The sequence below is a fragment of the Enterococcus sp. ZJ1622 genome (assembly GCF_011038845.1).
In the GTDB taxonomy this organism is placed as follows: domain Bacteria; phylum Bacillota; class Bacilli; order Lactobacillales; family Enterococcaceae; genus Enterococcus_B.
The window spans coordinates 138705-161775 of sequence record NZ_JAAKDW010000007.1 but is presented as its reverse complement, the minus strand read 5'-3'; the positions used below and the strand labels follow the sequence as shown (position 1 = coordinate 161775).

The following is a 23071-nucleotide window of genomic DNA, read 5'->3' as shown; positions in this document are numbered from 1 at the left end:
TTGGTTCCCCCCTTTAAGTTTCTGGAATGTCAGCGATTGTCCAAACAAGCTCGGTCCGGTACGTGACAGCTGATTTCGGCGTTGTTCCAGGTATCTCCAAGATAACGCCATCATTTATGCTTACCACCTGGGTTCTCCGATGGCTGTCTGTTTCCGTTGTCTCGCGTATTTCTCCCCAATGATCGGCCCATGTGCCCATCCCTGTCCCGTTTTGTGCCGCAACAATGATCGATTCTGCGCCATTCGGGTCTAGTCTGATGTTATCTACTGGTACTGGTTTTCTTTGTTCTATCGAATTACTTTCTAATTTTGGATGGGTCAGTAGGATTTCCGCACCATCGAGCGTTTCGTATTCTACCTTTTCAGTAGCTGTGAACTGACCTTTTTGCTTTATTTTCAGCACCCAGCCACCACCAGTCCCTCGGTCATCCGTTATTTGGACATAGTTAGGTGTAACGTTTCCATCTTTGCCTTTATATGTCTGAGGTCGAGCAAAATAAGACTGATCCTTGTTTGATATCTCGTGGTTCCCAAAATCAAAACTGGAAGCAAAATCAATGGACAGCGGCCCCTTTGTCCCCTGTTCCGGTCCGTTGGGATTGGTTGGATCTTCTGGATAAACAGGATGGTTCGGGTCTGGTTTTTCCGGATCAACAATTCCGGGAAACTCACTCCCCGACCTGAATTCAATAGACGCATGGCTATCATAGTTTTGGACAGCAGCAGTTACATTTGCCGGTAATATGAACAAAAAGAAAAGAGATGCCGTACTGAAAAAGCTGAAACTTTTTTTCATAAGATCGCCCCTTGTTCCCTTTATGGATTTGGAGGAGTTGTGTTATCAGGAGTATCTGAGAGTGTCCATGTGATGGTAGTTGTATACGCTTTTGCTAATTTAACTGTTTTTCCTGGTACGACAAGCTTGACTGCATCTGCCCCAGACGCAGCATCGTTCCCAAAGCGATAGATCCATGTTCCCATCCCTTTTCCTGCTTCTGCATTGACAACTGTTCCAGAATCCTGACCAGGAATAAGTGTGACATTAGCTTTTGCTGTTGGTGCATAAGCTGCATCTGTTTCCGAAGCGACTTCCCCTTTGGTCAATGTGATTTGAGCGCCTTCTAAAACTTCATCTTCTGCTGTTTTGAAACTGTCATCTTGCATCACACTTAATTTCCAGCCTTGCATCGTTCCTCTTTTGTCTGTTACCTGTACATAATTGACATCATCATCTGAATTGGTGAAGGACTGCAACTTTGCATAATACGTTTTGTCTGTCGTCGTGATTTTTTGCGTACCAAAATCAAAACTGGAAGCAAAGTCTAGAGATAATGGGCCAGAAGTTCCTGGATTTGGTGTAGGGTCCGGATCAACTGGCGTGGTTGGATCAGTTGGATCAACAGGAGGTGTAGGTGAATTATCTGCTTCAAAGGCGACATGGCCATTTGTGGTATAAGTACTGTCAGCGGCATAGGCAACTGAACCGCCTGTCACTAGGCTACTTAAAAGCAATGTAGTGAACAATAACTGATTTTTCTTCATTTGAATTCCTTCTTTCTGTTTTTACTGGTGTATCCGTAATAAACGATCAGGAGAAGTGTAGCTCCAAGAAACAGACTACTTTTTGATTCTCTTTCTGCCGTTTTCGGATACTGTTTGATGGTTGTGTTGTTTTTTTCACTAATAGTATTTTCTGAAGTGTCATCCGGATACTCATACTTGCCGAAAAATGCAGTTTCCCCATTTGACACATACTTGTTTTCCTCAGCGAACGACTGATCCGTCCAAGTAAATAATGCAACAAACAGTAGCGCTATCATCACCTTTTTCATAAACTATCCTCCTTCAAACCACAAAATAATTAAATACTACTAGTAATTTGTATTATAGCCACAATTCCACTGGGAAAGTTGTTATCTTTTTTTTGATTTTTCCAAAAAAAAAGATAGCTATTTGAACACAACGCGAAAACTCGCAATCTTCCACGGGATTCTTCAAACAAAAGAAGCTGTGACAAAAGTCTTGTCACAGCTCCTCTTTCCGAATAAACGGTGTTCCAGAAGTAGCTTCTTCGAAAATAAGCCGAAATTTCACAAAAATTTGAGAAGCAATTTTCGTAAATTCCTTCTTATTTCTTGAAGCTGCCCACTTCTGTCACAACCTCTTTGTCTTAGTTATTTTTGCTCAATGCAAAAGCATTTCTTGAGCGATTTCTTCGCCGGTCATTGTTTCAGGATAAAAAGTCGGCCAGTTTTCCACTTCTTTCAATAAAGCTTCTTGGCTTTCATTGCCTAAATAGATATGAAAGTGATCTGATTTTGTCGGAGCGATGGAATGATCGCTGAATTGTACATATTTGAATGCACCGTTATTTGCATCTTCTGCTTCGAACAAGTAACGGACGCCGCGATTACCGGCTGCATACGTCAAAGTTTGTCTTCCTGCGTAACGGTATGCTGATTCTTTTTCTGTTCCGTCTTTATAGATAAATCTCATAGAGTTATCGGTGATCTCAATGTGAGCTACATCGGTTCGATAACCGGTCTCATAGTATTTTTTATACTCTGCTGCTGTTTTGTCGCGATTTGCTTTTGCTTTGTATTCAAAGACTGGGTCAAGCGTACCGTCTTCTAAATAAGGATCGACAGACTGCCAGCTGCCTTTCCAGTCAGAAAGCGGACGATCATGGATATCTTCGTCTTCAAAATAGCCATTATACACATTTTTTTCTTTTTCCGGTGTCAAAGTATCTTCTAGCGGATTCTCGATTTCTGTTGTTTTTTTCAGCGATTCCAGATTGGCTTCCATGATCGAAAGATAGTTTTCTCCATTTGCCATCTGTTCTTTAGTAAGTCCTTCTAACGGGTTCAGGACTGCCATAGAAACGTTGGCTTCATCAGCTAGGGTTTTGGCGATACTGTCTTTCGCATTTTCTTCAAAATAGATGTATTGAATCCCATGTTCTCTCACGAATGTTTTGAGCTCGGCGATTCTAGCTGCTGATGGTTCTTCACTGGAGGAAAGACCTGCAATCGAGACTTGGTTCAAGCCATATTCCAGCGCTAAATAATTGAAGGCTGCATGCTGTGTGACAAATGAAGTCTGTTTTGCTTTACTGAATGTATCTTGGTATTTCTGATGGAGTCCTTGAAGCTTTTCCAGATAGGCTGACGCATTTTTGGTCCATGCTTCTTTCTTCTGCGGGTAGGCAGCGATCAGCTGGTCACGGATATTTTCCACTTGTTTCATCGCTAAATTTGGCGCTAGCCAGACATGGGGGTCCAATTCATGAGAATGTCCCTCTTCTTCGTGATCGTGGTCATGTCCGTCTTCGCTTCCTGGAAGCAGGAGCATGCCTTTTGTTGCCTTGATCGTCTGTACGTTGCCTTCTTTTAATGTCTGCTCAATAGCAGGTACCCATGTTTCCATGTTTTCGTCATTGTACACAAAAACATCTGCCTCTTGGATCTTAGCCATTTCCTTTGCTGACGGCTCATAATCATGGGAGTCTGTCCCTGCTGGAATCAGTAATTCGACTGTTCCTTCTTTTCCTACTATTTCTTTTGTAAAATCATACATGGGGTAAAAAGTCGCGATCACGGATAATTGTTCTTCCTGATCAGCTGATTTCTGATGATTCCCGCAGCCTGTCAATAGACCTGCAAGAAATAGACCACCTAATACACCTAATAAACGCTTCATTTGTTACACTCCTTCTCATCTTCTTTCTGTTATGTTTACGATTTGCATTTGCAAATCGTAATAATTACGTTTTAACGCTATAAATAAATTTACCATGGTCAAGATAAACTGGTCAAGCGTTTTCTTTATTTTATGATTTATTGGGATCGTGACGGATGATCTGTATTGTTTTCTTTTTTTGAGCCGTTCTGGCTATAATGATTGTAAGGAGTAAGAAAGGAGAAAGATCAAGTGGAAAAAAACAACAAGGAAGATTCTCGCCTGATTCATTTTTTGGGAGGAAAAACTTCTTATTATGTCTTAGGTCTACTTATTTTGATTGCGTTAGTTATTTATTTTTATCAGCAAATCGCATTTATTTTCAAACCGTTTGTCGTTATCTTTGTGACTACACTCCCACCTGTGCTCTTTGCACTGATTCTATATTACTTGCTGGACCCGCTGATCCGGCGGCTGAGTCGCAAGATTTCCCGAAATTTATCGGTGATCGTTGTTTATGTGTTTATTTTGCTTTTCGTCGGCTTAGGCAGTGTGTGGCTTATCCCATTTCTTGAACAGCAGGCAAAATCACTGATTGAAAGTCTGCCTGATCTATTTCATGATTTCCAGCAAACGATTAGACAATTTCTGGATCAGACACCATTTGCCAGCACATTCGATCAGTTTTTCCTGTCGATCGATGATCTGACCTCACATGTTACTTCATTTGTTGGCGATTATTGGAAAAGCGGCGTACAAAGTATCGGAACGATTTTTTCTGCCGTCACAACTACGTTTATCACTTTATTCACAGGACCGATCATCGCCTTCTTTTTATTGAAAAATCCGCAAGCATTTTATCAATCGGTGTTAAGGATCATTCCGCCAGCTTTTCGGACAGATTTTAAAAGCTTGACGAAGATTGCCAATCAGCAATTAGGAGCATTTCTGAAAGGACAGATCATTGCTTCGTTCATCTTAGGTGCTGTGTATTGGGTGACTTTTTTACTGATCGGATTGGAGTTTGCAAGTATTTTGGCGATTGCGGCTGGGTTGTTATGTATTATTCCATATATTGGTCCTTTTATTGCTTTTTTCCCAGGGCTGTTTATTGCTTTTCAAGACTCGCCTTTTATGGCAGTCAAATTCGTTCTAGTCTGGTTTATTGTCCAGCTGCTACACGGGGATCTCGTGGTTCCGCGTGTCATGGGGGACCGATTGCAGATCCACCCTATTACGATTCTGATCGTTCTTTTAGTGATGGGCGATTTGATGGGGCTCATGGGTGTTATTTTCGGGATTCCGATCTATACCTTGATCAAGTTGTTTATTGTGTTTATTTTTCGGAAATTCAAGCAGCGCTATAACAAATATTATGGAGATTCAGGTGTTTATCAACAAGCAGATTTTTCGGAAAAAGACTACTTTGATCAGTAAAACTGAATCTTGAAAAATGACAATAGAGGCTAGAACAACCATATGTTCTCGCCTCTATTGTCATTTTATTTCGTTCGAATTTGCTTACCACGAAAAACTGAACATAGCTATTACAACCTCTTCCATAACCCGATTGCCTGATACGGCTGGAGTTGCAAGGTCGTCTGCAGCTTCGTTTCCTCATAATTGTCGATCAGGATTTTTGCTTCGATGAAATCTTCTGGAATATCGATTTCGGTCACTGTGTCGTAAAAGTTAGTCAGCACAAGCAATTGCTGTCCTTTTAGACTTCGAAGATAAGCATAGACTTTAGGATGCTCTGGTTCATAAGCCTGGTAGTCGCCTTCAGCGATAACCGGATAGCTTTTACGCAACTGGATCAGTTTTTTATAATAAGCAAAAATAGAAGTTGGGGAAGCTATTTCATTTGCTACATTGATTTCTTCATGGTTGGCTCCGAGCCCTAACCACGGCGTTCCTGAAGTAAAACCAGCTTGTTCCTGATTGGTCCACTGCATTGGGGTACGCGAATTATCTCTTGATTTAGCTTTGATACGGCGGAAAGCTTCTTTTTCTGAGAATCCTTGAGCGATCAGTAAACTATACGCATTCAGACTTTCTACATCGATGTAATCAGAAATCGATGGAAAATCCGGGTCGATCATCCCGATTTCTTCGCCCATATAAATATAAGGAGTTCCGCGGTTCAGATGGATCATCGTTGCCAGCATCTCTGCTCCTTGCTTTCGATACTTTTCGATCTTGACGAATCGATTCAGCGCGCGAGGCTGATCATGGTTATTCAAAAATAAAGCATTCCATCCATTACCGGCACTCATTTTTTCTCCCCATGTATGGAACAGGCTTTTCAATTCAGCAAAATCAAAAGGCGGTGTTGTCCATTTATTGCCGTTTTCATAATCGACTTTCAGATGGTGGAAATTGAATACCATAGACAGCTCTTTACGACTCGGTTCGGTATACAAAATACAATTTTCGATCGTTGTCGAACTCATTTCACCGACAGTGATGATTTCAGGGTCGGTTCCGAATGTCTGCTGGTTCAATTTATTCAAGTACGTATGGGTGATCGGTCTATCGGTATATTCAGGTTTTCCGTCATCAAACGGATTGTTTTTCAGCACCTCGTCTTTTCCGATCACATTGATCACATCAAAACGAAATCCTTTGACCCCTTTGTCCATCCAGAAACGGACTACTTTGAACAGCTCTTCTTGAACTGCTTCATTCCTCCAGTTCAAATCAGCCTGGGTTCGATCATACAAATGCAAATAATACTTGCCTGTATCTCCGAATGGTGCCCAAGCATTCCCGCCGAATTTCGAGACCCAATCTGTAGGTTCATCTCTTAAAATGAAGAAATCCTGATAATACGGGTCACCAGCCAAAGCTTTTTGGAACCACTCATGTTCGATCGAGACATGATTGAGCACCATATCTAGCATAATCTCGATCCCGTACTGTTTCGCTTCATCGATCACCGCCTCAAATTCTTCCATTGTTCCAAATATCGGATCGATGGCTGTGTAATCAGAGATATCATAGCCATTATCTTTTTGCGGACTTGGATAGATCGGGTTCAACCATATCATGTCAATCCCCAATTCATTCAGATAAGGGAGTTTTTCTTTGATTCCTTTCAAATCGCCAATCCCATCGCCATTACTGTCACGGTAAGATTTCGGATAAATTTGATAAATGACCTTTTCTTTAAATGACATGTATTTATGCCTCCAATTTGCTTTTTCGTCGAACTCTTAACTTATATATACAAGTTATTAACAATGATTATAACTGAAAAGGAAGCGTTTGTAAAATGAGCAGAATATCTAGTAAATATAAAAAGGCTGTGACACTGCGATTCAGCTTTGAGTAGTAAGAAACTTTTTGTGAAAATGACTTCCCTCATTTTTGCATCAATTTGGCTTATCGTCGAGAAACTGGAACTGGAACACCGTTTATCCAAAAAAGGAGTCGCGACATTTGTTTGTCACAACTCCGGGTAAGAATATTATTCAATTTCAGTAAACGGTGTTCAAGCAGCTGACCTTCAATATTAGCTCATAAAAATGAAAAATATGGGTAGCTATTTTACATTTTTTCTCTCTAATAACTGAGGTCAAAGCACTGCTTTCACAACCTCTTGATAAACGGTGTTCAAGCAGCTGACCTTCTACTCATTCGATTTCAATGCATCGATCATATGGATATGCTTCAGTTTGAAATGCGTAACGATCATGACGATGACTGTGAACAAGATCGTCAATCCTGCTGAAAGAACATAGGCTCCCCAAGTAATCACCAGAGGAAACACCACATTTTCCATTGACGCCTGCTGCAAAATAAAATCAGTCAGTACGTACCCTACACCAAATCCTCCAATGATCCCTAAAATCGTAAAAATAATATTTTCGCGAACGATATACATCGTCACTTCATTATCAAAAAAGCCTAATACTTTGATTGTCGAAAGCTCGCGCACACGTTCAGAAATATTGATGTTCGTCAGATTGTACAAAACGATGAATGCCAGCAGACCAGATAGCACAACAAAGATCAGTACGACTGAGTCTAAATTCGCCATCGATTCTTCCTGCGTCTCGATTTGCTTGGAGACAAACGAAGTATTGGTCACTGATCCTGACGCAAGCAACTCTTTTGAAAGCGATTCTTCTTGCGTGCGTGTCATTGGTTTTGTCTGGACTAGATAAGCATTATCCGTCATTTCCTCATCAGCGATTTCCTGATAATACGCAGGGCTCATATAGACGAAGTTCCCTAGATAATTTTCAAGGATCTCACTGATCTCCCCTTTCCATTCCTTCTGATCTTCGTCATACAGCGAAATGGTCTCGCCCTTTTCCAGATGGAACAATTCCGCTGTTTTTTGCGTGATCGCGATCCCTTTTTCCGGAAGAGCAACCGATTGACCATTCTCATCTTTCAAATGAACAAATGATGCCAGCCGTTGTGTCTGTTCTGGAACGATCATTGTCAGGCTTTGTTTCGCATGCCCTTTTTTTCTGATCTCAAGCTGTTGTGTATCGATTGCTAGTTTGTCTGTTACTTTCTCTTCTTTTTCCAAGACTGACGCTGTTTTTTCTTTACCGGACTCTTCCGCGCTGAATGTCACAATGGCTTGATAATCAACGATTGGTCCGAACTGTTTGGACGAAACTGAACTGAGCGAGTCCTTCAAACCGACTCCTGCAACCATCAGCCCCGCACAGCCGGCAATGCCGATGATGGCCATGAACATCCTTGATTTATAGCGGAAAAGGTTCCGATAACTGATTTTTTGATTGAAACTGAGTCTTGACCAAAGTGGCGTGATATATTCCAAAATGATCCGTTTGCCCGGTTTCGGCGCTTTCGGCTGGAGCAAAGCGGCGGGACGTTCCCGCAAATCTTTGAATAGCACAAGCATCGCTGCACCAAAAGCGGCAATGAAAAATGCGGCGGCCGCTTGGATAATTGGCGGCCAGTCATAAAAGATGATCGCTTTACCGATGTCATAACGTTCATTGGACAATTCAAAGATGATCCTTGGCAGGAGATTCGTGCCCAAAATCGTTCCTAAGATGATCCCGATTCCCGAAGCAAGACTGGCATAGATCGCATACTTTCGAGCGATTTCCAATTTTGTATATCCTAATGCTTTCAGCGTACCGATCTCTCGGCGATTTTCTTCGACCATCCGTGTCATAGTCGTGAAAGTGATCAGTGCCGCAATAAAGAAAAAGAATACGGGAAAGACATTGGCAATTGCTGCGATTCGATCTGCTAAATCACCGAATTCTTGGAATCCGACATTTTCAGATCGCTGATTGTAGAGATAGGACGGTTTTGAAAGCGTTCGTGCTTTTTCTTCATTTTCCGCCACTTCTTTTTCGGCATTGTTCAGTTCCTTTTCTTTCTCAGTCAGCTGAGTTTCCTGATCTGTCAATTGCTGTTTTTGCTGCGCTAGCTGGCTTGCTGCGTTTGCCCTTTGTGCTTCTGGCAGCTGTTGGATCGCTGTTTCTTGTTGTGCGATCTGTTCCTTTGCAGCCGTTAGTTGTTCACTGGCGTTAGCTAGCTGGGCTTTTCCTGCTGCGATTTCCTGTTTCGCAGGTTCAAGCGCTTCTTCTGCTGATTGTTTCAATTGATCCAAGCGCTGCTGCGGACGGTTTTTCAATATTTTTTCTGCATTTTCCTGATTTTTTTCCATCTTGTCCTGATAAGCTTTGCTATAAGTATTCAACCCGTCAACGTTAGAAAAATCAAGATACAAGACGGAGTACAGTTCTGTCTGGAAATTCGTTTCAGGCAGATACACAAAGTAATCGACATGGCCATTGCCGACGTTGGCAGCGCCGCGCTCTAAGTTGTTGATGAATAAAGGCGACCGTACAAAACCCGCGATTCGATACTCTTTTTCTTTCAGATCACTAGAATCGATCTGATAGCTGCTCCCGATTCGATAGCCTTTGTTTCTTGCCTTTTCATCTAAGACGAGTTGATCTTCTTTTTCAGGAAGTTTTCCTTCCACGACTTCTAGTTGGTTCTGTTTATCTGCTTTGTTATATGAAAATACTTGGACGACTTCATTCTTGTTCGGGTTGGCGTAATAGAATTGCTTTCCTGTTTCGACCTTGGCATCAGGTATTTTTTCAGACTGAGCAACATCTTCTTCTGTCAGTCCGCCTGTCGAGAGGATCTGCAAGTCAGATAACTCCAGACGATCGACATAATGATCCATCGTTTTTTGCATCACAGGTCCAGCTGTTTTTACTCCGACATACAAAAGGGTGCCTAACATAACGATCAGGATGATCGCGATGAATCGTCCTTTTGATTGCCGGATTTCTCTAAATCCTGCTTTGAGATACGTCTTTGTCTTCATCACGTCCTCCTTACCACACAAGCTCATCGATTGATGAAGGATGATCGTTCAATTCAACTGTCCGGACCTTGGCATCATTGATATGGATCACACGATCAGCAATCGGTGCTAAGGCAGAATTATGCGTGATGATAAGTACGGTATTCCCGTGTTTTCTGCTGGCATTTTGCAGCAGCTTCAGTACTTGCTTTCCTGTTTCAAAATCCAAGGCACCAGTTGGTTCATCACATAATAATAGCTTTGGATTCTTCGCAAGCGCTCGTGCGATCGAGACACGCTGCTGCTCGCCGCCGGACAATTGGGAAGGGAAATTATTCAGCCGGTGAGCCAATCCTACTTGTGTAAGTACTTCTACAGGATCCAATGCATCTGGAGAAACTTCGGTCGCAAGCTCGACATTCTCTTTAGCCGTCAGATTCGGTACAAGATTATAAAACTGAAAAACGAACCCGACATCCGTCCGCCGGTAAGCTGTCAGCTGTTTATCTGAGAATTGTGCGATGTCTGTTCCATCGATGATGATCTGTCCTTCATCTGGCGTATCCATGCCGCCTAATATATTGAGGACTGTTGATTTTCCTGCGCCACTTGGACCTAAAATGATCACTAACTCGCCTTTTTCAATCGAAAAGGAGATATCGTCATTGGCTGTAATGGTGGTTTCCCCCATGGTGTATCGCTTGTATTCATGTTTGACTTCTACGTAGTTCACTCTTATTCCTCCGTTTTACGATATCGCTCGCCCGCTTTTTAGAATACGGTTTCTCGCTCTTTTATATTTTACCATTGAACGCATTTATACTAAAGAAAGGAATCGCCCAATAGTTGACAAAAGATTCATTTATGTTTTACTTACTAAAAAAGAACTATATTTGAAAGAAGGAACACCATGTACCTATCAGCAAATGATCTTATCTCTGATTTATCGAAAACAGCTTTTCTGGCTATCGATCTCCAAAAAGGAATCGTTGAAAACGGCACTTTGCTTCCTTACGATAATCAAACGATCCTAAAGAAAAACCAACAGCTTGCAGCAGCATTGATGAATACCGCTGCCATGAATATCCTGGTGAATGTCGATATCGAGACATTTCGCTATTTGAGTAAAAAAAACGATGTTACCCAAAACAGTATTTCTAAAGCCACACCACCTGCCGCTATCTCGAAAGAATTTACGGATCTGCTGCTTGCACCAGCCCTTGAGAAGGCCGCGAACACTCTAACGATCACCAAACACAACCCTAGCGCATTCTTCGGGACCTCGCTTGATCTGCAGCTTCGCCGGCGCGGAATCGATACATTGATCCTTTCAGGTGTTGCCACATCTAATGGTGTCTACGCTACAGCACTGGATGCTTTTCAATATGGGTATCATGTCATTGTGGCAGAAGATGCCTGCAGTGACCGCGAAGAAGAGATCCATCGTCTGTTTGTTGAGAAAATCTTTCCAAGGACTACTCGAGTACGATCAACGGAAACGATTCTCTCAGCAATAAAAAACACAAAGGACCGTAAGCAGCAATAAGCCGTCGCTCCTATGCACGATCTTCCCCATCATCTCTCGCAAGCAAGTTCGTGGAAATAAAAAAACAGGAGAGCCGTTTTTACATTTACTTCTTCCTCGTTTCATGGGAAAATAGCTTCAAGATATAGTTAGGAGTATGAATATGGCGAAAAAAAAGATCACGATCAAGGATGTCGCTAAGCATTCCGGCGTATCGATCACTACTGTCTCACTTATTCTAAACGGCAAGGAAGAAAGATTCAGCCAACAAACGGTTCAAAAAGTTCTTGCCGCAAAAGAAGCACTAGGTTATCAGCCTGATTATTTTGCTCGGCAGATGATCACGAAAGAAACAAAAACGATCGGTGTCTTAGTCCCTGATATCACGAATCCGTTCTTCAGTACACTGACAAGGGGAATCGAAGATATTTTATACCAGCAGCATTTCGTCACGATTTTATGCAACGCAGATTCGGATCATCAAAAAGAAATCGAATATCTGTTTGAATTGACTCGTCGCGGTGTCGACGGATTCATTATTGCCACCTCTGCTGTCACGACGAACGCAATCAATGAGAATCTGAAAAAACAAGGACGCCCATTCATCGTCTTGGATCAAAAAAAATCTGAAGGATTCAGCGATTCCGTACGTACAGACGATTTTCGCGGTGGCTATCTAGCTGGCATGCATCTGTTATCTCTAGGACATAAAGAAATCGCACTTGTCTATCCGGAAAACCCGCCGGAAAATGTCCAGGAACGTATCGAAGGATTCAAATCAGCGCTGGATGTCTATCAGATTTCTTATGATCATCTGCTGCTTTTACCGACTCATTTTTCAAAGCAAGGCGGGTACGATGTGGTCTCTGGATTGCTCGACTCTTCTGCTACGGCAGTTTTCTCATTGAACGATGAATTAGCATTCGGCCTTTATCGCGGATTAGAGGAAGCTGGAAAAAGGGTTCCCGAAGATTACAGCATCATCGGGTATGACAACGTCGATATGTGTGAGTATGTGAAACCGAAACTCACCACGATCGCTCAGCCTATCTTTGAATTAGGTCAAGCTTCCGCACAGCTGTTGCTTGATCGCATCCATTTTCCTGAGAAAGATTGGGAAGAAAAATTATTGCCAGTCCGATTAGAAAAAAGATTTTCAACAGCACCCTTGAAATAGCTTTCAAGGTGTGCTATATTTTTATCAAGCTATTAAAACGTTTTACTAAAACGTTTTAAAGAGGACGTTCTCACAAAAAAAGAACAGATATTTCTGGAGGTTGATGAAATGAACACGGTTACAGTCATTGGCAGTATAAATATGGATACGACGTTGCGTTTGCCTAAAATGCCCAAACCAGGAGAAACCATGCATACACATGAGATTTTCCATGCAGGTGGCGGAAAAGGCGCAAATCAGGCAGTCGCTGCACAACGTTCAGGTGCTCGCACTTCATTTATCGGAGGCATCGGCACCGACAGCGAAGGCGCACAATTAGCAGATTTATTAGCAAATGAACAAATCGACACATCAGGGATCTCGATCATCGAAGGCGCTGCTACGGGACAGGCAATGATCATGGTTGATGCCGCAGGAGAAAACAGTATTCTGATCCATGCCGGAGCGAATAATGCGTTCCACGAAGCAGAAGTATCAAAAAACAAGGAATTAATCGAAAACAGTGATTTCCTAATTGCCCAATTTGAAAGCAGTTTAGATGCCACGATTCTCGCCTTCTCCATTGCTAAAAAAGCAGGAAAACGGACGATCCTGAATCCGGCCCCTGCCCGTGAAACCATCCCTAACGAACTGCTTTCACAAACGGATATCATTATCCCGAATGAAACAGAGACCGAGATTATCACAGGGATCGAAATCTCAGACGAAGCTAGCTTACAAGCTGCGGCTGAAAAAATGCATCAATTCGGGATCGAAACAGTGATCATCACGTTAGGCAGCAAAGGCGCATTTTATCATACTGCGAACGAACAAGGAATCATCCCTGCTTTCAAAGTAGACGCCGTTGATACTACCGCTGCTGGGGACACGTTCATCGGGGCATTGAGCAGTGTACTGAATCCAGATTTCAGCAATCTGAAAGACGCGATCCGTTATGGAAACCTAGCCTCTTCTGTCGCTGTCCAAAGTTACGGCGCACAGCCTTCTATCCCTTATCGCGCACAATTGGAAACAGAAATCAAAACATTCGTAAAGGAAGGAAATTAACATGAAAAAAGGAAAAGTAATCAATTCAGATATTTCTAGAGTCATCGCACAAATGGGCCATTTTGATAAACTGAGTATCGGGGATGCAGGAATGCCTGTTCCTTCTGATACTGAAAAGATCGATCTGGCGGTTTCAAATGGACTTCCCGGTTTTATTGACGTTTTAGAAAATGTGCTCGAAGAATTAGAAGTGCAGTCGATCGAATTAGCCGAAGAAATCAAAACGATGAATCCGACGATACTGGAAAAAATCAAAGAAATCATGCCAGAAACACCGATCACTTTCATTCCCCACGAAGAAATGAAAAAAGATCTGACAAACTGCCATGCTTTCATACGAACAGGTGAAATGACCCCTTATGCCAATATTATTCTAGTGAGTGGAGTGGTCTTCTGATGGAAACAACAACAAATCCTGAAAAACTGCTTTTGGCTGATCAGATCCAATTGCTGATCGAACAGCTGGGCGGGAAGAAAAATATCGAATCCGTCCTTCCCTGTGCGACACGGCTGCGCATCAAATTGCGCGAGCAGCCGAATGAAAGCGTTCAAAAAGAAGCAGAACAGATTCCGAATGTGAAATACTTTATTCTTTTGAACAAATACGCTGAAGTCATCATGGAACAAGGACTGGCACCTGCTTATCAAGAACTGTCAGATCAGCTTGAGTTGGATACGCCAAAAGAAAAACTGAACCCAATCGAAAAATTATTCGGGCTGATCTCCGAGATCTTCACACCGATCATTCCGTTATTTGCCGGTTCAGGTATCTTAAAAGGATTAGTAGTCTTGGCGACAACACTTGGATGGCTGAATGAAGCAAGCGGGACGTATCACATTTTATCTGCGGCTTCTAATGCTGTGTTTTATTTCCTGCCGATTTTCCTTGCTTTTTCTGCAGCCAGAACTTTTAAGGTGAATGGTTATATCGCAGCAGTCATTGCAGCAGCACTTATTGAACCAAATTTGACTTCTTTACTGACCGATGGCGGGAAAGCATCTACTGATTTTCTAGGTATCCCAGTCGTTTTGATGCAGTATACTTCCACTGTGATGCCAGCGATCTTGGGGATTTTCTTTTATTCATTCGTTGAGAGATTCCTGAAAAAATATATACGCGAAAGTATGCAGCTGGTTTTCGTCCCCCTACTCTCTCTTGTGATCACGGTCCCTCTTACACTGATGGTCTTCGGTCCTGCTGGTGTATATCTTGGGGAAGGTCTAGCTTTTGCAATCACTTGGATGATGGATATCAATGGGCCGATCAGCGGAGCGATCATTGCAGGCGGCTGGAACATCTTAGTGATTTTTGGTATCCAGTGGGCGGTCAATCCAGTCATGATCAGCAATATTTCCACATTTGGATTTGACCGTATCGTTCCTTTGACAGGCGCAGCAAATTTTGGCATGGCTGGTGCTGCTTTAGGGGTCTTTTTAAGAAGTAAACGTTCGAAGACCCGTTCGATTTCCGGTTCTGCTTTTGCTTCGATCTTACTGGCTGGTGTCACAGAGCCGACTGTTTACGGAATCGCGATCCCATTGAAAAAACCGTTTGTAGCAGCTTGTATCGGTGCAGCAGCAGGCGGAGCTGTCATGGGATTTGCCCAGGTAAAAGCTATCGCATTCGTTTTCGGAAGCTTGACGACTCTGCCAGCGTTCATTTCCGGAACATTCTTGTGGTATGTCGCCGGTCTTGCAGTCAGCTTGATCGTTGCGATGATCACTACACTAGTTAGTGGATTTGATGAAGAACTGTTGGCCTACGAATAATCCTTTTTTCATAAATAATGAGAACAAATCTCTAAAACATGAGCGAATGATTTCATGTTTTAGAGATTTTTCTTTTTTACGTTCGTTATTTTTACAAATATTTTGTAGAATGTTCCATCCTTTGGTACAATGAAACTATGCATGACCATTTTTGATCCCCAGTTGTTTCCCCAACAATAAAAAGAATGCGCATGCAGCTAACTGAATGTTGAAATCAAACGATTACTCGTAGTTTTTGTCACACAATTATCGTGAATAGCTTGATTAGATTTGTACACTTTTGTACAAGTGTATAGATTACCTGACTTAATTCTAGTAGTTTTTGAAAAAAGCACTAAAATAAGAACAGAAATCAAGGAAAGGAAAAGGAATAACACATGATGAAAAATAAAAAAGCAATGCGCCTATTAGCGGCATCTTGGCTGATTGCTCCAACTATTTTATCGACACAATCCGTCTTTGCGACGGAGGAAAGCCCGCAAACTGCCGAAAGCTCAGTAGTTGCCGGCTCAGAAAGCACAGATACAACGGAAACATCAACCAGCAGCGACAGTCAAACAACTGAAACAACGGATTCTTCAACGGATACATCCGGATCGGAAAACACGTCAGAAACGGAAGAACCGCCAGTTGAGACAACCTATACACTTACGATCAATCCAGTGTTGTCTGGAAAAATTCAGCTTACGACAGTCGAACCGGCAGCACAACCATTAGTCATCACTGCAGCCGGAACAGTCGAAGGACTGAAACAAGGAACGAAAGTCTCTTATACCATCACGCCTAATGAAGGTGAACAAGTAAGTTCTGTAGAAATCAACGGCGCACAAGAAGTTGACTACACGAACCATACTTTTGTAGTGGGTGCTACAGACTTGTCGATCACGGGTACATTTGAACCAGTCCCAGGTTCATCAACCGAAGAATCAACTGATCCAAGTGAAGAAAAACCGGATACACCAGAGCCAGAAACACCGCAGCAGCCAAACACGCCAGATACTGGAAACAGTGGCAATAACAACAATGGAAACAACGGGAATTCTGGAAACAATGGAAATCACGGCAATAATGGCAACAGCGGGAATTCCGGAAATAACGGGAACAATAACTCAGCGCATCCGTCTAATCCAGCTGGTTCGAACAATAACAATGCCGGAAAAGAAACGGCTCCTGTGAATCCAGGAAGCAGCTCTTCCGCAAATCAGCCAGTAAGTCCGGCTGCTCCTGCAAATCCAGCAGCCATTGAGAATCCAGCAGCTGGTTCTTCTGATTTCGTGGTGAAGTCACCGATCGAAGCAGTCTTGCCAACAAACACGACAAGCGTCCAGCAGGCAATCGTCAGAGAAGCCTATAAATATCTTGGTGCTCCATATGTTTGGGGGGCAAAAGGCCCTTCTACTTTCGACTGCTCAGGACTGACTTATTATGTGTACATGAAAGCTACCGGTCACTATATCGGCGGCTGGACAGGTGAACAGCAATATGCCGGGACACAGATTCCAGTCAGTCAAGCACAACCGGGCGATCTGCTGTTTTGGGGTCCATCTTCTGGTGTCACTCACCATGTTGGGATCTATATCGGCAACGGACAGTTTATCCATGCACCACAGCCAGGCGATCATGTTCGAATCACTTCGATCTCGGACTTCACACCTGACTTTGCTGTACGTGTCAACATCGCTGGTTTACCTGCTGCGAATGGATCATTGAAAGATTCATCTATTTTAGATGGAATTGGTGGTTCTTTCCACTTTACTCAAAACCAGACGACCGATCAATTTTTGAAAAAAATCGCAGACGATGCACAGGATATTGGTCAAAAAGAAGGAATCTATGCATCAGTCATGATGGCACAAGCAATCTTAGAGAGCGGTTCTGGAAATAGCTTGCTTTCTAGTGAACCGAATTATAACCTGTTTGGAATAAAAGGTTCCTATAAAGGAAGCAGTGTATCATTCAATACTCTGGAACAAGACAATGCCGGACAAAGCTACCAGATACGCGCACAATTCCGTAAATATCCATCATACAAAGAAAGCTTGGAAGATTACGCTGAATTGATCAAAAAAGGCTTGTCCCATAATCCTGACTTCTATAAACCAACTTGGAAATCAGAAACGAAGGATTACAAAGAAGCAACAAAATATCTTGAAGGTCGCTACGCAACAGATAAGCAGTATTCTCAAAAATTGAATGCGATCATCGAAGCCTATGACCTTACACAATATGATGAACCGAAAAAAGAAGAATCTTCTAATAAAACCGTCACAAATATGTCTAGAAAATTCAACGTACCGATCCGCTGGAACAAAAACAGTGTCGTACCATTTATGACGAATAAAGATTTTTCATCAGTAAGCCCACTGAGTGAATCACCATTTTATTTCTCAGGCTTGCGAGTAGCAACTGTTTGGGATCTCTGGGATCATTTTACAACCAGACAGATTCCTGAAACACCAACATTGACTGTCAGATCTACAGCAGAACCGATCATCAGCTTTTTGAGCTTAGATAAATCCTTCTGGCTGGAACTGCCTTTGATGAAAGTAAAATGGTAATAAGTCAGTTCATCTGATCAAAAAAAGTTGCGACGTTTGTCGCAACTTTTTTTGATCATTTTTTGATTTGGTATTCCGTAATATAAGTTCTGACCTCGTTCGCTTTCAAAGAAACATCCCCAAAGCTTTCTAAGTGTTCTGATCCCGGAATCTCTTGCGCTTCGAATGTGATCCCTCCATGATGCACTAATTTTTTCCCGTGCATTACCGGACCTTCTTCCCCGAAATTAGCAGTAAACAAAACGATTCCTGAAGCATTCGTTCTGACATTGATTGCCACTTTTTTATCTGGGCTAGTGAGCTCTGCTGCTTCTAGTAACCCCTCCTGTTTTTTCAGTAAGAATGGATGATCCATCCCACCCACCATTTTTGCTTGGTGAAAGTCACTCTCGAATACTTCCGCTAGTGGTTTAGGTGATTGAAAATCAAACGCTGTCCCATTGACAGAAGCAACTGCTCCTGTAGGGGTCGTATCTTTGTTCAAAGTGGCGAACAGGCGGCTATTCAGCCAAAGCGTGTGCTGATCGATCGGTTCGTCCACGTTACCAGTCAAATTGAAGTAGACGTGGTTCGTCGGATTGAAAATCGTTTCCCGATCACTGATACCGTGTATGGTCACTCTCCATGTGTCATTATTTGTCAACGTGTAGCGTACTTCTACATCCAAGGTACCTGGAAAGCCGTTTTCCTGATCCGGACTCGTTGTATAGAAAATGACCGATGCTTCATTTTCGCCATCGATTATCGTGTAGTTCCATTGTTTTTCCTCAAAACTCGGCGCTCCTCCATGTAAGCAATGGCCAGTTTCCGGATCTGTTTTTACTTGGATCGTTTCGCCGTTCAGCTTAAATGTGCCCCCGGTGATCCTTCCTGCTGTTCGTCCGATAGTAGCACCGATATACGGATCTTTTTCCAGATATTCTTCTGCCTGATCAAAGCCCAGAACCAATTCTCTTTTCTCATTATCGATCATCGTCTCCAGCTGTACGATACGTGCACCTAGATCTGTGACTGCTAGAGAAGTCCCTGAATGATTCGTGATGGTAATCAGATGGTAATCGCTACCAAAATCCTGTTCATTGATTTTCATGTTACTGCACCTTCTTTTCTTAAATTTGTTCTGATTCTAGTATACATGGAAATCGTTTTCTTGACAGTATGTTCTGGGAGGGCAGAAGTAAAATTTATGGAATTCTCATAAAGAGGATGTGACAGAAGTGGGCAGTTTCAAGAAATAAGAAGGGATTTACGAAAATTGCTTCTCAAATTTTTGTAAAATTTCGGCTTATTTCGAAGAAGCTACTTCTGGAACACCATTTATCAGAGGTCGTGAAAAAGCTGCCCTGCATCATGTAGTAAGAACGATCCGATAAAAACAAAAAACTGCCAAAGAGCGCAACGGCCCTTTGACAGCTTTTTATTAATCTATCTTCTTCAAAACAATACTTGTATATAACCATGTGGTCAACACATAATAAACAAAATACAACACGAAGAAAATCACGAATGGCAACCAGATATCTTTGTAAGGATCGACCATCAGCAACTTGAACATTTGCAGTCCAAATAACACATGAACGACACCTAAGATTCCTGGTGCTAAGAATAATACACCCACTTCTCTACGGATGGATTGCTTCAGCAATGCGCGACGAGTCCCGATTTTTTCCAGCATTTCGTAACGAACAATATCGCTTTTGCTTCCAGATAGAATCTTGAACATCAAGCAGCTTGCCAACATGGTCAAGAATGCTAGTCCTAGGAAGAAGCCCATGAATTCAAAACCGGAGAACAGACTATTGAACATTTCATATGAATAATATTTTTGTCCCATGTCCATTTCTGTGTTTTGTAAAGATTCATTGTTCTTCGCATTTTCTTCCACAAGGGATTGGATTGGTGCCAGATTCGCTTCGAAATCTTTGACTTGGATCAATTGCAATGTCGTCTCTGGAAGAGCCAACTGTTCAAATTCTTCTTGTGAGACCAGTTTGATTTCTTTTCCTTTTTGTTCCGGTAATTCATAGCCTCGCAACTCATCTTGATACTCAAGCTGTTTGGATAATTCGTCAGCCGAAACAGTTTTCTTCGTCACTTTAGGTATGTCCCCTTGGCTTCGGCTCAGTACAGTCAATGGTTTTTCTTCAAATTGGCTGTAATTGTAGTAAATCGTTTGTGCATCTTCTTTTTGTGAATAAGTAGCATTGACTGTTGGAGACAAGCTGGCTACTTTTTCCTGATCTGCTTTTTGTGCATTATTCAAAAACAGATCATAGGCAGAAGTACTTTCTGTCATCAAAGAGATTTCATTCTTGAAGCCCAATCCTACGGTCAATGCGCCAAGTGCTAAAGCAAAAAGCATAGCGACCATCGAAAGCATCTGCGTATATTCACGGATTCTGAAACTTAACTGTGACAAAGTGAAATTATTCAGTTTCTTCAATGAGATACTTTCTGTTTTCTTCAACAGTGACAAGAAGAAAATGATCACTGAATGGAAAATAAAATAAGTGCCCAAGACGATCGTAACAAGCGCTACGCCGATCGCCATCAACTGGTACGTACCTATATTGGCCATCATATAGTAACCAACACCTAGGAAAATCAAACCCAAGACAACTTCAAGGAAGAACAGAAATTTGTGCTGCTTGACTCTTGCCGGGGTCTGATCTGCACGAATCAATGTCAGAATCGGTTTTTTTACGATAGAAAACGCATTGACAAATGCAGCTAATAAAAACAGTACGGCGAAGAAAATCACAGTGATAATCAGCCCATGCAAGTTAAATGGTGAAAAATGTGAAATCTTGATATTCAGCTGATCCACCAGTAGCCGGTGAACGATACTTGTCAAACCAACTCCGACCGCTGAACCGACAAATGTTGCAACGATCCCGACAATAAAAGTTTCTGAAAAAATCATCTGTGCGATTTTCCTGCCTTTTGCGCCCAGCATCATGAACATCGCATAATCTTTCTGACGCATCGTCATCAAAAAGGAATTGGCATACAAAATGTAAACAAACGTAATGATCCCCAATAAAATCGAACCTAACCGGAAGATGATTACGGTTGAAGCAACCATGGAATTACTTTTCAAAAAAGCATCATTGCTTGCCATTGATTCAAACATATAAAAAATCGCTGAAGCCATAACTAAACCAGAAAACAAAACGATATAATCTCTTAAACGGCTTTTGATCCCAGTAAGTGATAATTTCCAAAGCATGTGAATTCCCCCCTTACTGTTCTAAGTTTCCTAGAATGGATAAGATTTCCCGATAGAACGAGTCCCGACTTTGATCGCCGCGTTTTACTTCCTGGTGGATCCCGCCATCTTTGATAAATAAGATCCGCTGACAATAGCTTGCTGAGAATGGATCATGTGTTACTAAAAGGATCGATACACGGTCTTTTGTATTCAATTCGTCCATGGTATCAAGCAAATCACGCGCACTTTTAGAATCCAACGCCCCTGTTGGTTCATCTCCTAATAAGATCGTAGGCTGCGTGATCAATGCGCGAGCTGCTGCTACACGCTGTTTTTGTCCCCCAGAAATTTCAGAAGGATAGCTTTCCAGAATATGAGAGATTGATAGACGTTCGGCTATTTTGCGTACACGCTGCTTGATTTCTTTTGGTCGTACGCCTTGTAAAGAAAGAGGAACTGCGATGTTTTCTTGAGCAGTCAGATTTTCTAGTAAATTGAAATCCTGGAAAATAAATCCGATCTCTTTTGCTCGAAAATCAGCTAACTGATTGCCTTTAAGAGTTGTCACATCTTTCTCATTGATACGGATGTGTCCGTTTGTCGGTTTGTCCAATGTGGATAAAATGTTCAGCAATGTGGATTTCCCGGAACCTGATGCACCCATGATCCCGATGAATTCACCTTTTTCCACATCGAATGTGATTCCGTTCAATGCTTGTGTTTTTTTCTCATTGTTTTTTCCATAAACTTTTGTTACATCTTGTACTTCAACGATTTTGTCCATTTTTTACCTATCCTTTGTTTAATTTTTTTTCTGCTGTTTTTGGAATGTCTGATTGTTTCACTTCTTCATAAGAAGTAACACCTTTCTTTTTATTCCAAGTTACTTTTAGATACGCACTTTTGCGCAACGGACGATCTTGTTGACCTGTAAATTCTAATTGCTTCTCTTTTCCGTCTTCGTCATAGCCTGTCACTATGTATTTATAATTGATGTATTCTTGTCCGTTATCCGCTTTGACAATCTCTTTTTGACCATCTGTCGTGATTTGGACGTAATAGTCATCCCCACCCATCACGAGATGTTCAGCGATTTGCAAGCCGGCAAACCCGATGACAATCACAGCAAGAATACCGATTAGAAATTTCTTCACTTGACTTTCCCTTCTCTCTTCCTTGATGAATCAAGTATAAAAAAAATAAGGCAGAAGTGCCTTAGAATCAACTATCATCTTCCTTTCAATATTGTCATGTTCCTAAAAAAGAGGTTGTGACAGAAGTGGGCAGCTTCAAGAAATAAGAAGGAATTTACGAAAATTGCTTCTCAAATTTTTGTGAAATTTCGGCTTATTTCCGAAGAAGCTACTTCTAGAACACCGTGTGTGAGGTTGTGACAACTGCGTTCTGCTTTAAGGAATAAGGACACTGAACAGAAAATAGCTCCTCATATTTTCTTGTTCAGTGAACTTATCACCGAAAAGCTGGCGCTGGAACACCGTGAATCAGAGGTTGTGAGCTGCCGTTTAACTCTGAGGCACAAGGAACAATTTCAAAAAACAGCTTCTCATGTTTGATGAATATTGTGACTTGTGCCCGAGGAGTTGGTAGGAGAACACCGTTTATATCAAGAGGTTGTGAAAAAGCTGTTCTGCATCAAGCAGTAAGAACGATCAGATAAAAATAGCTTTCCATATTTTTCATCTGATTGGGCTTAGTGCCGCAGATGCAAGCTTTTGAACACCGTTTAGTGGAGAGGTTGTGACAAAGACGTTCAGCCTTGAGC

The 23071-nt window shown here is 42.0% G+C and carries 18 protein-coding genes; 7 read left to right on the top strand and 11 right to left on the bottom strand.

Annotated elements, in window-relative coordinates:
• Positions 1–13: 13 nt before the first annotated feature.
• The 4 genes from G7Y42_RS08665 to G7Y42_RS08650 form a co-directional block, all read right to left on the bottom strand.
• Complete coding sequence (locus tag G7Y42_RS08665; RefSeq protein ID WP_165037951.1) at positions 14–796, bottom strand: WxL domain-containing protein; 783 nt, start codon at positions 794–796, stop codon at positions 14–16.
• A gap of 20 nt (positions 797–816) precedes the next feature.
• Positions 817–1542, bottom strand: a complete 726-nt coding sequence (locus G7Y42_RS08660; RefSeq protein WP_165037948.1) for a WxL domain-containing protein — start codon at positions 1540–1542, stop codon at positions 817–819.
• Complete coding sequence (locus G7Y42_RS08655; RefSeq protein ID WP_165037946.1) at positions 1539–1832, bottom strand: hypothetical protein; 294 nt, start codon at positions 1830–1832, stop codon at positions 1539–1541. The genes G7Y42_RS08660 and G7Y42_RS08655 overlap by 4 nt, the downstream gene beginning before the upstream one ends.
• 352 nt (positions 1833–2184) lie before the next feature.
• Positions 2185–3702: a zinc ABC transporter substrate-binding protein AdcA gene (locus tag G7Y42_RS08650; RefSeq protein ID WP_165037944.1), complete on the bottom strand. Its 1518-nt coding sequence runs from the start codon at positions 3700–3702 to the stop codon at positions 2185–2187.
• Positions 3703–3933: 231 nt separating this feature from the next.
• Here G7Y42_RS08650 and G7Y42_RS08645 point away from each other — a divergent pair, with 231 nt between their 5' ends.
• Positions 3934–5118 carry an AI-2E family transporter gene (locus tag G7Y42_RS08645; protein WP_165037942.1) on the top strand — a complete coding sequence of 395 codons (1185 nt, stop codon included), beginning with the start codon at positions 3934–3936 and terminating at the stop codon, positions 5116–5118.
• 110 nt (positions 5119–5228) lie between these two features.
• On the opposite strand, the gene treC is transcribed toward G7Y42_RS08645, so the two are convergent.
• The 3 genes from treC to G7Y42_RS08630 form a co-directional block, all read right to left on the bottom strand.
• Positions 5229–6860, bottom strand: coding sequence for an alpha,alpha-phosphotrehalase (gene treC, locus G7Y42_RS08640; RefSeq protein ID WP_165037940.1), 1632 nt, complete (start codon positions 6858–6860; stop codon positions 5229–5231).
• 452 nt (positions 6861–7312) lie between these two features.
• Positions 7313–10021 carry an FtsX-like permease family protein gene (locus tag G7Y42_RS08635; RefSeq protein WP_165037938.1) on the bottom strand — a complete coding sequence of 903 codons (2709 nt, stop codon included), beginning with the start codon at positions 10019–10021 and terminating at the stop codon, positions 7313–7315.
• Positions 10022–10031: 10 nt separating this feature from the next.
• Complete coding sequence (locus G7Y42_RS08630) at positions 10032–10733, bottom strand: ABC transporter ATP-binding protein (protein WP_165037936.1); 702 nt, start codon at positions 10731–10733, stop codon at positions 10032–10034.
• Between the two features lie 177 nt (positions 10734–10910).
• On the opposite strand from G7Y42_RS08630, the gene G7Y42_RS08625 reads away from it, so the two are divergent.
• The 6 genes from G7Y42_RS08625 (at position 10911) to G7Y42_RS08600 (ending at position 18077) form a co-directional block, all read left to right on the top strand.
• Complete coding sequence (locus G7Y42_RS08625) at positions 10911–11546, top strand: isochorismatase family protein (protein WP_165037934.1); 636 nt, start codon at positions 10911–10913, stop codon at positions 11544–11546.
• A gap of 142 nt (positions 11547–11688) precedes the next feature.
• Positions 11689–12702 (top strand): substrate-binding domain-containing protein, encoded by a 1014-nt coding sequence (locus G7Y42_RS08620; protein WP_165037932.1) that lies wholly within the window; start codon positions 11689–11691, stop codon positions 12700–12702.
• A 108-nt stretch (positions 12703–12810) separates the two neighbouring features.
• Complete coding sequence (gene rbsK / locus G7Y42_RS08615) at positions 12811–13749, top strand: ribokinase (protein ID WP_165037930.1); 939 nt, start codon at positions 12811–12813, stop codon at positions 13747–13749.
• Position 13750: 1 nt separating this feature from the next.
• The gene (gene rbsD / locus G7Y42_RS08610) at positions 13751–14146 is read left to right on the top strand and encodes a D-ribose pyranase (protein ID WP_165037927.1); all 396 of its coding nucleotides are present in this window, start codon (positions 13751–13753) and stop codon (positions 14144–14146) included.
• Positions 14146–15519, top strand: coding sequence for a PTS transporter subunit EIIC (locus tag G7Y42_RS08605; RefSeq protein ID WP_165037925.1), 1374 nt, complete (start codon positions 14146–14148; stop codon positions 15517–15519). Before rbsD ends, G7Y42_RS08605 begins: the two co-directional genes overlap by 1 nt.
• 380 nt (positions 15520–15899) lie before the next feature.
• On the top strand, positions 15900–18077 hold the full coding sequence (locus tag G7Y42_RS08600; protein ID WP_165037922.1) for a glucosaminidase domain-containing protein: 2178 nt from the start codon (positions 15900–15902) through the stop codon (positions 18075–18077).
• A 55-nt stretch (positions 18078–18132) separates the two neighbouring features.
• Here G7Y42_RS08600 and G7Y42_RS08595 read toward each other — a convergent pair whose 3' ends face one another.
• The 4 genes from G7Y42_RS08595 to G7Y42_RS08580 all read right to left on the bottom strand — a co-directional run bounded on the left by G7Y42_RS08595 (position 18133) and on the right by G7Y42_RS08580 (position 22442).
• Entirely contained in the window at positions 18133–19167 is a 1035-nt protein-coding gene (locus G7Y42_RS08595; protein WP_165037920.1) for an aldose epimerase family protein, read from the bottom strand.
• 330 nt (positions 19168–19497) lie between these two features.
• On the bottom strand, positions 19498–21306 hold the full coding sequence (locus G7Y42_RS08590) for an ABC transporter permease (RefSeq protein ID WP_165037918.1): 1809 nt from the start codon (positions 21304–21306) through the stop codon (positions 19498–19500).
• A 13-nt stretch (positions 21307–21319) separates the two neighbouring features.
• Positions 21320–22072 (bottom strand): ABC transporter ATP-binding protein, encoded by a 753-nt coding sequence (locus G7Y42_RS08585; RefSeq protein ID WP_165037916.1) that lies wholly within the window; start codon positions 22070–22072, stop codon positions 21320–21322.
• Between the two features lie 7 nt (positions 22073–22079).
• Entirely contained in the window at positions 22080–22442 is a 363-nt protein-coding gene (locus tag G7Y42_RS08580) for a YxeA family protein (RefSeq protein WP_165037914.1), read from the bottom strand.
• Positions 22443–23071 lie beyond the last annotated feature (629 nt).

Excerpts from the sequence above, each read along its gene's own strand:
- G7Y42_RS08635 (WP_165037938.1), bottom strand. The coding sequence starts at position 10,021 with ATGAAGACAAAGACGTATCTCAAAGCAGGATTTAGAGAAATCCGGCAA.
- G7Y42_RS08605 (WP_165037925.1), top strand. The coding sequence starts at position 14,146 with ATGGAAACAACAACAAATCCTGAAAAACTGCTTTTGGCTGATCAGATC.
- G7Y42_RS08625 (WP_165037934.1), top strand. The coding sequence starts at position 10,911 with ATGTACCTATCAGCAAATGATCTTATCTCTGATTTATCGAAAACAGCT.
- G7Y42_RS08655 (WP_165037946.1), bottom strand. The coding sequence starts at position 1,832 with ATGAAAAAGGTGATGATAGCGCTACTGTTTGTTGCATTATTTACTTGG.
- rbsD (WP_165037927.1), top strand. The coding sequence starts at position 13,751 with ATGAAAAAAGGAAAAGTAATCAATTCAGATATTTCTAGAGTCATCGCA.
- G7Y42_RS08660 (WP_165037948.1), bottom strand. The coding sequence starts at position 1,542 with ATGAAGAAAAATCAGTTATTGTTCACTACATTGCTTTTAAGTAGCCTA.
- G7Y42_RS08595 (WP_165037920.1), bottom strand. The coding sequence starts at position 19,167 with ATGAAAATCAATGAACAGGATTTTGGTAGCGATTACCATCTGATTACC.
- G7Y42_RS08600 (WP_165037922.1), top strand. The coding sequence starts at position 15,900 with ATGAAAAATAAAAAAGCAATGCGCCTATTAGCGGCATCTTGGCTGATT.
- G7Y42_RS08620 (WP_165037932.1), top strand. The coding sequence starts at position 11,689 with ATGGCGAAAAAAAAGATCACGATCAAGGATGTCGCTAAGCATTCCGGC.
- G7Y42_RS08650 (WP_165037944.1), bottom strand. The coding sequence starts at position 3,702 with ATGAAGCGTTTATTAGGTGTATTAGGTGGTCTATTTCTTGCAGGTCTA.
- treC (WP_165037940.1), bottom strand. The coding sequence starts at position 6,860 with ATGTCATTTAAAGAAAAGGTCATTTATCAAATTTATCCGAAATCTTAC.
- G7Y42_RS08590 (WP_165037918.1), bottom strand. The coding sequence starts at position 21,306 with ATGCTTTGGAAATTATCACTTACTGGGATCAAAAGCCGTTTAAGAGAT.
- G7Y42_RS08585 (WP_165037916.1), bottom strand. The coding sequence starts at position 22,072 with ATGGACAAAATCGTTGAAGTACAAGATGTAACAAAAGTTTATGGAAAA.
- rbsK (WP_165037930.1), top strand. The coding sequence starts at position 12,811 with ATGAACACGGTTACAGTCATTGGCAGTATAAATATGGATACGACGTTG.
- G7Y42_RS08665 (WP_165037951.1), bottom strand. The coding sequence starts at position 796 with ATGAAAAAAAGTTTCAGCTTTTTCAGTACGGCATCTCTTTTCTTTTTG.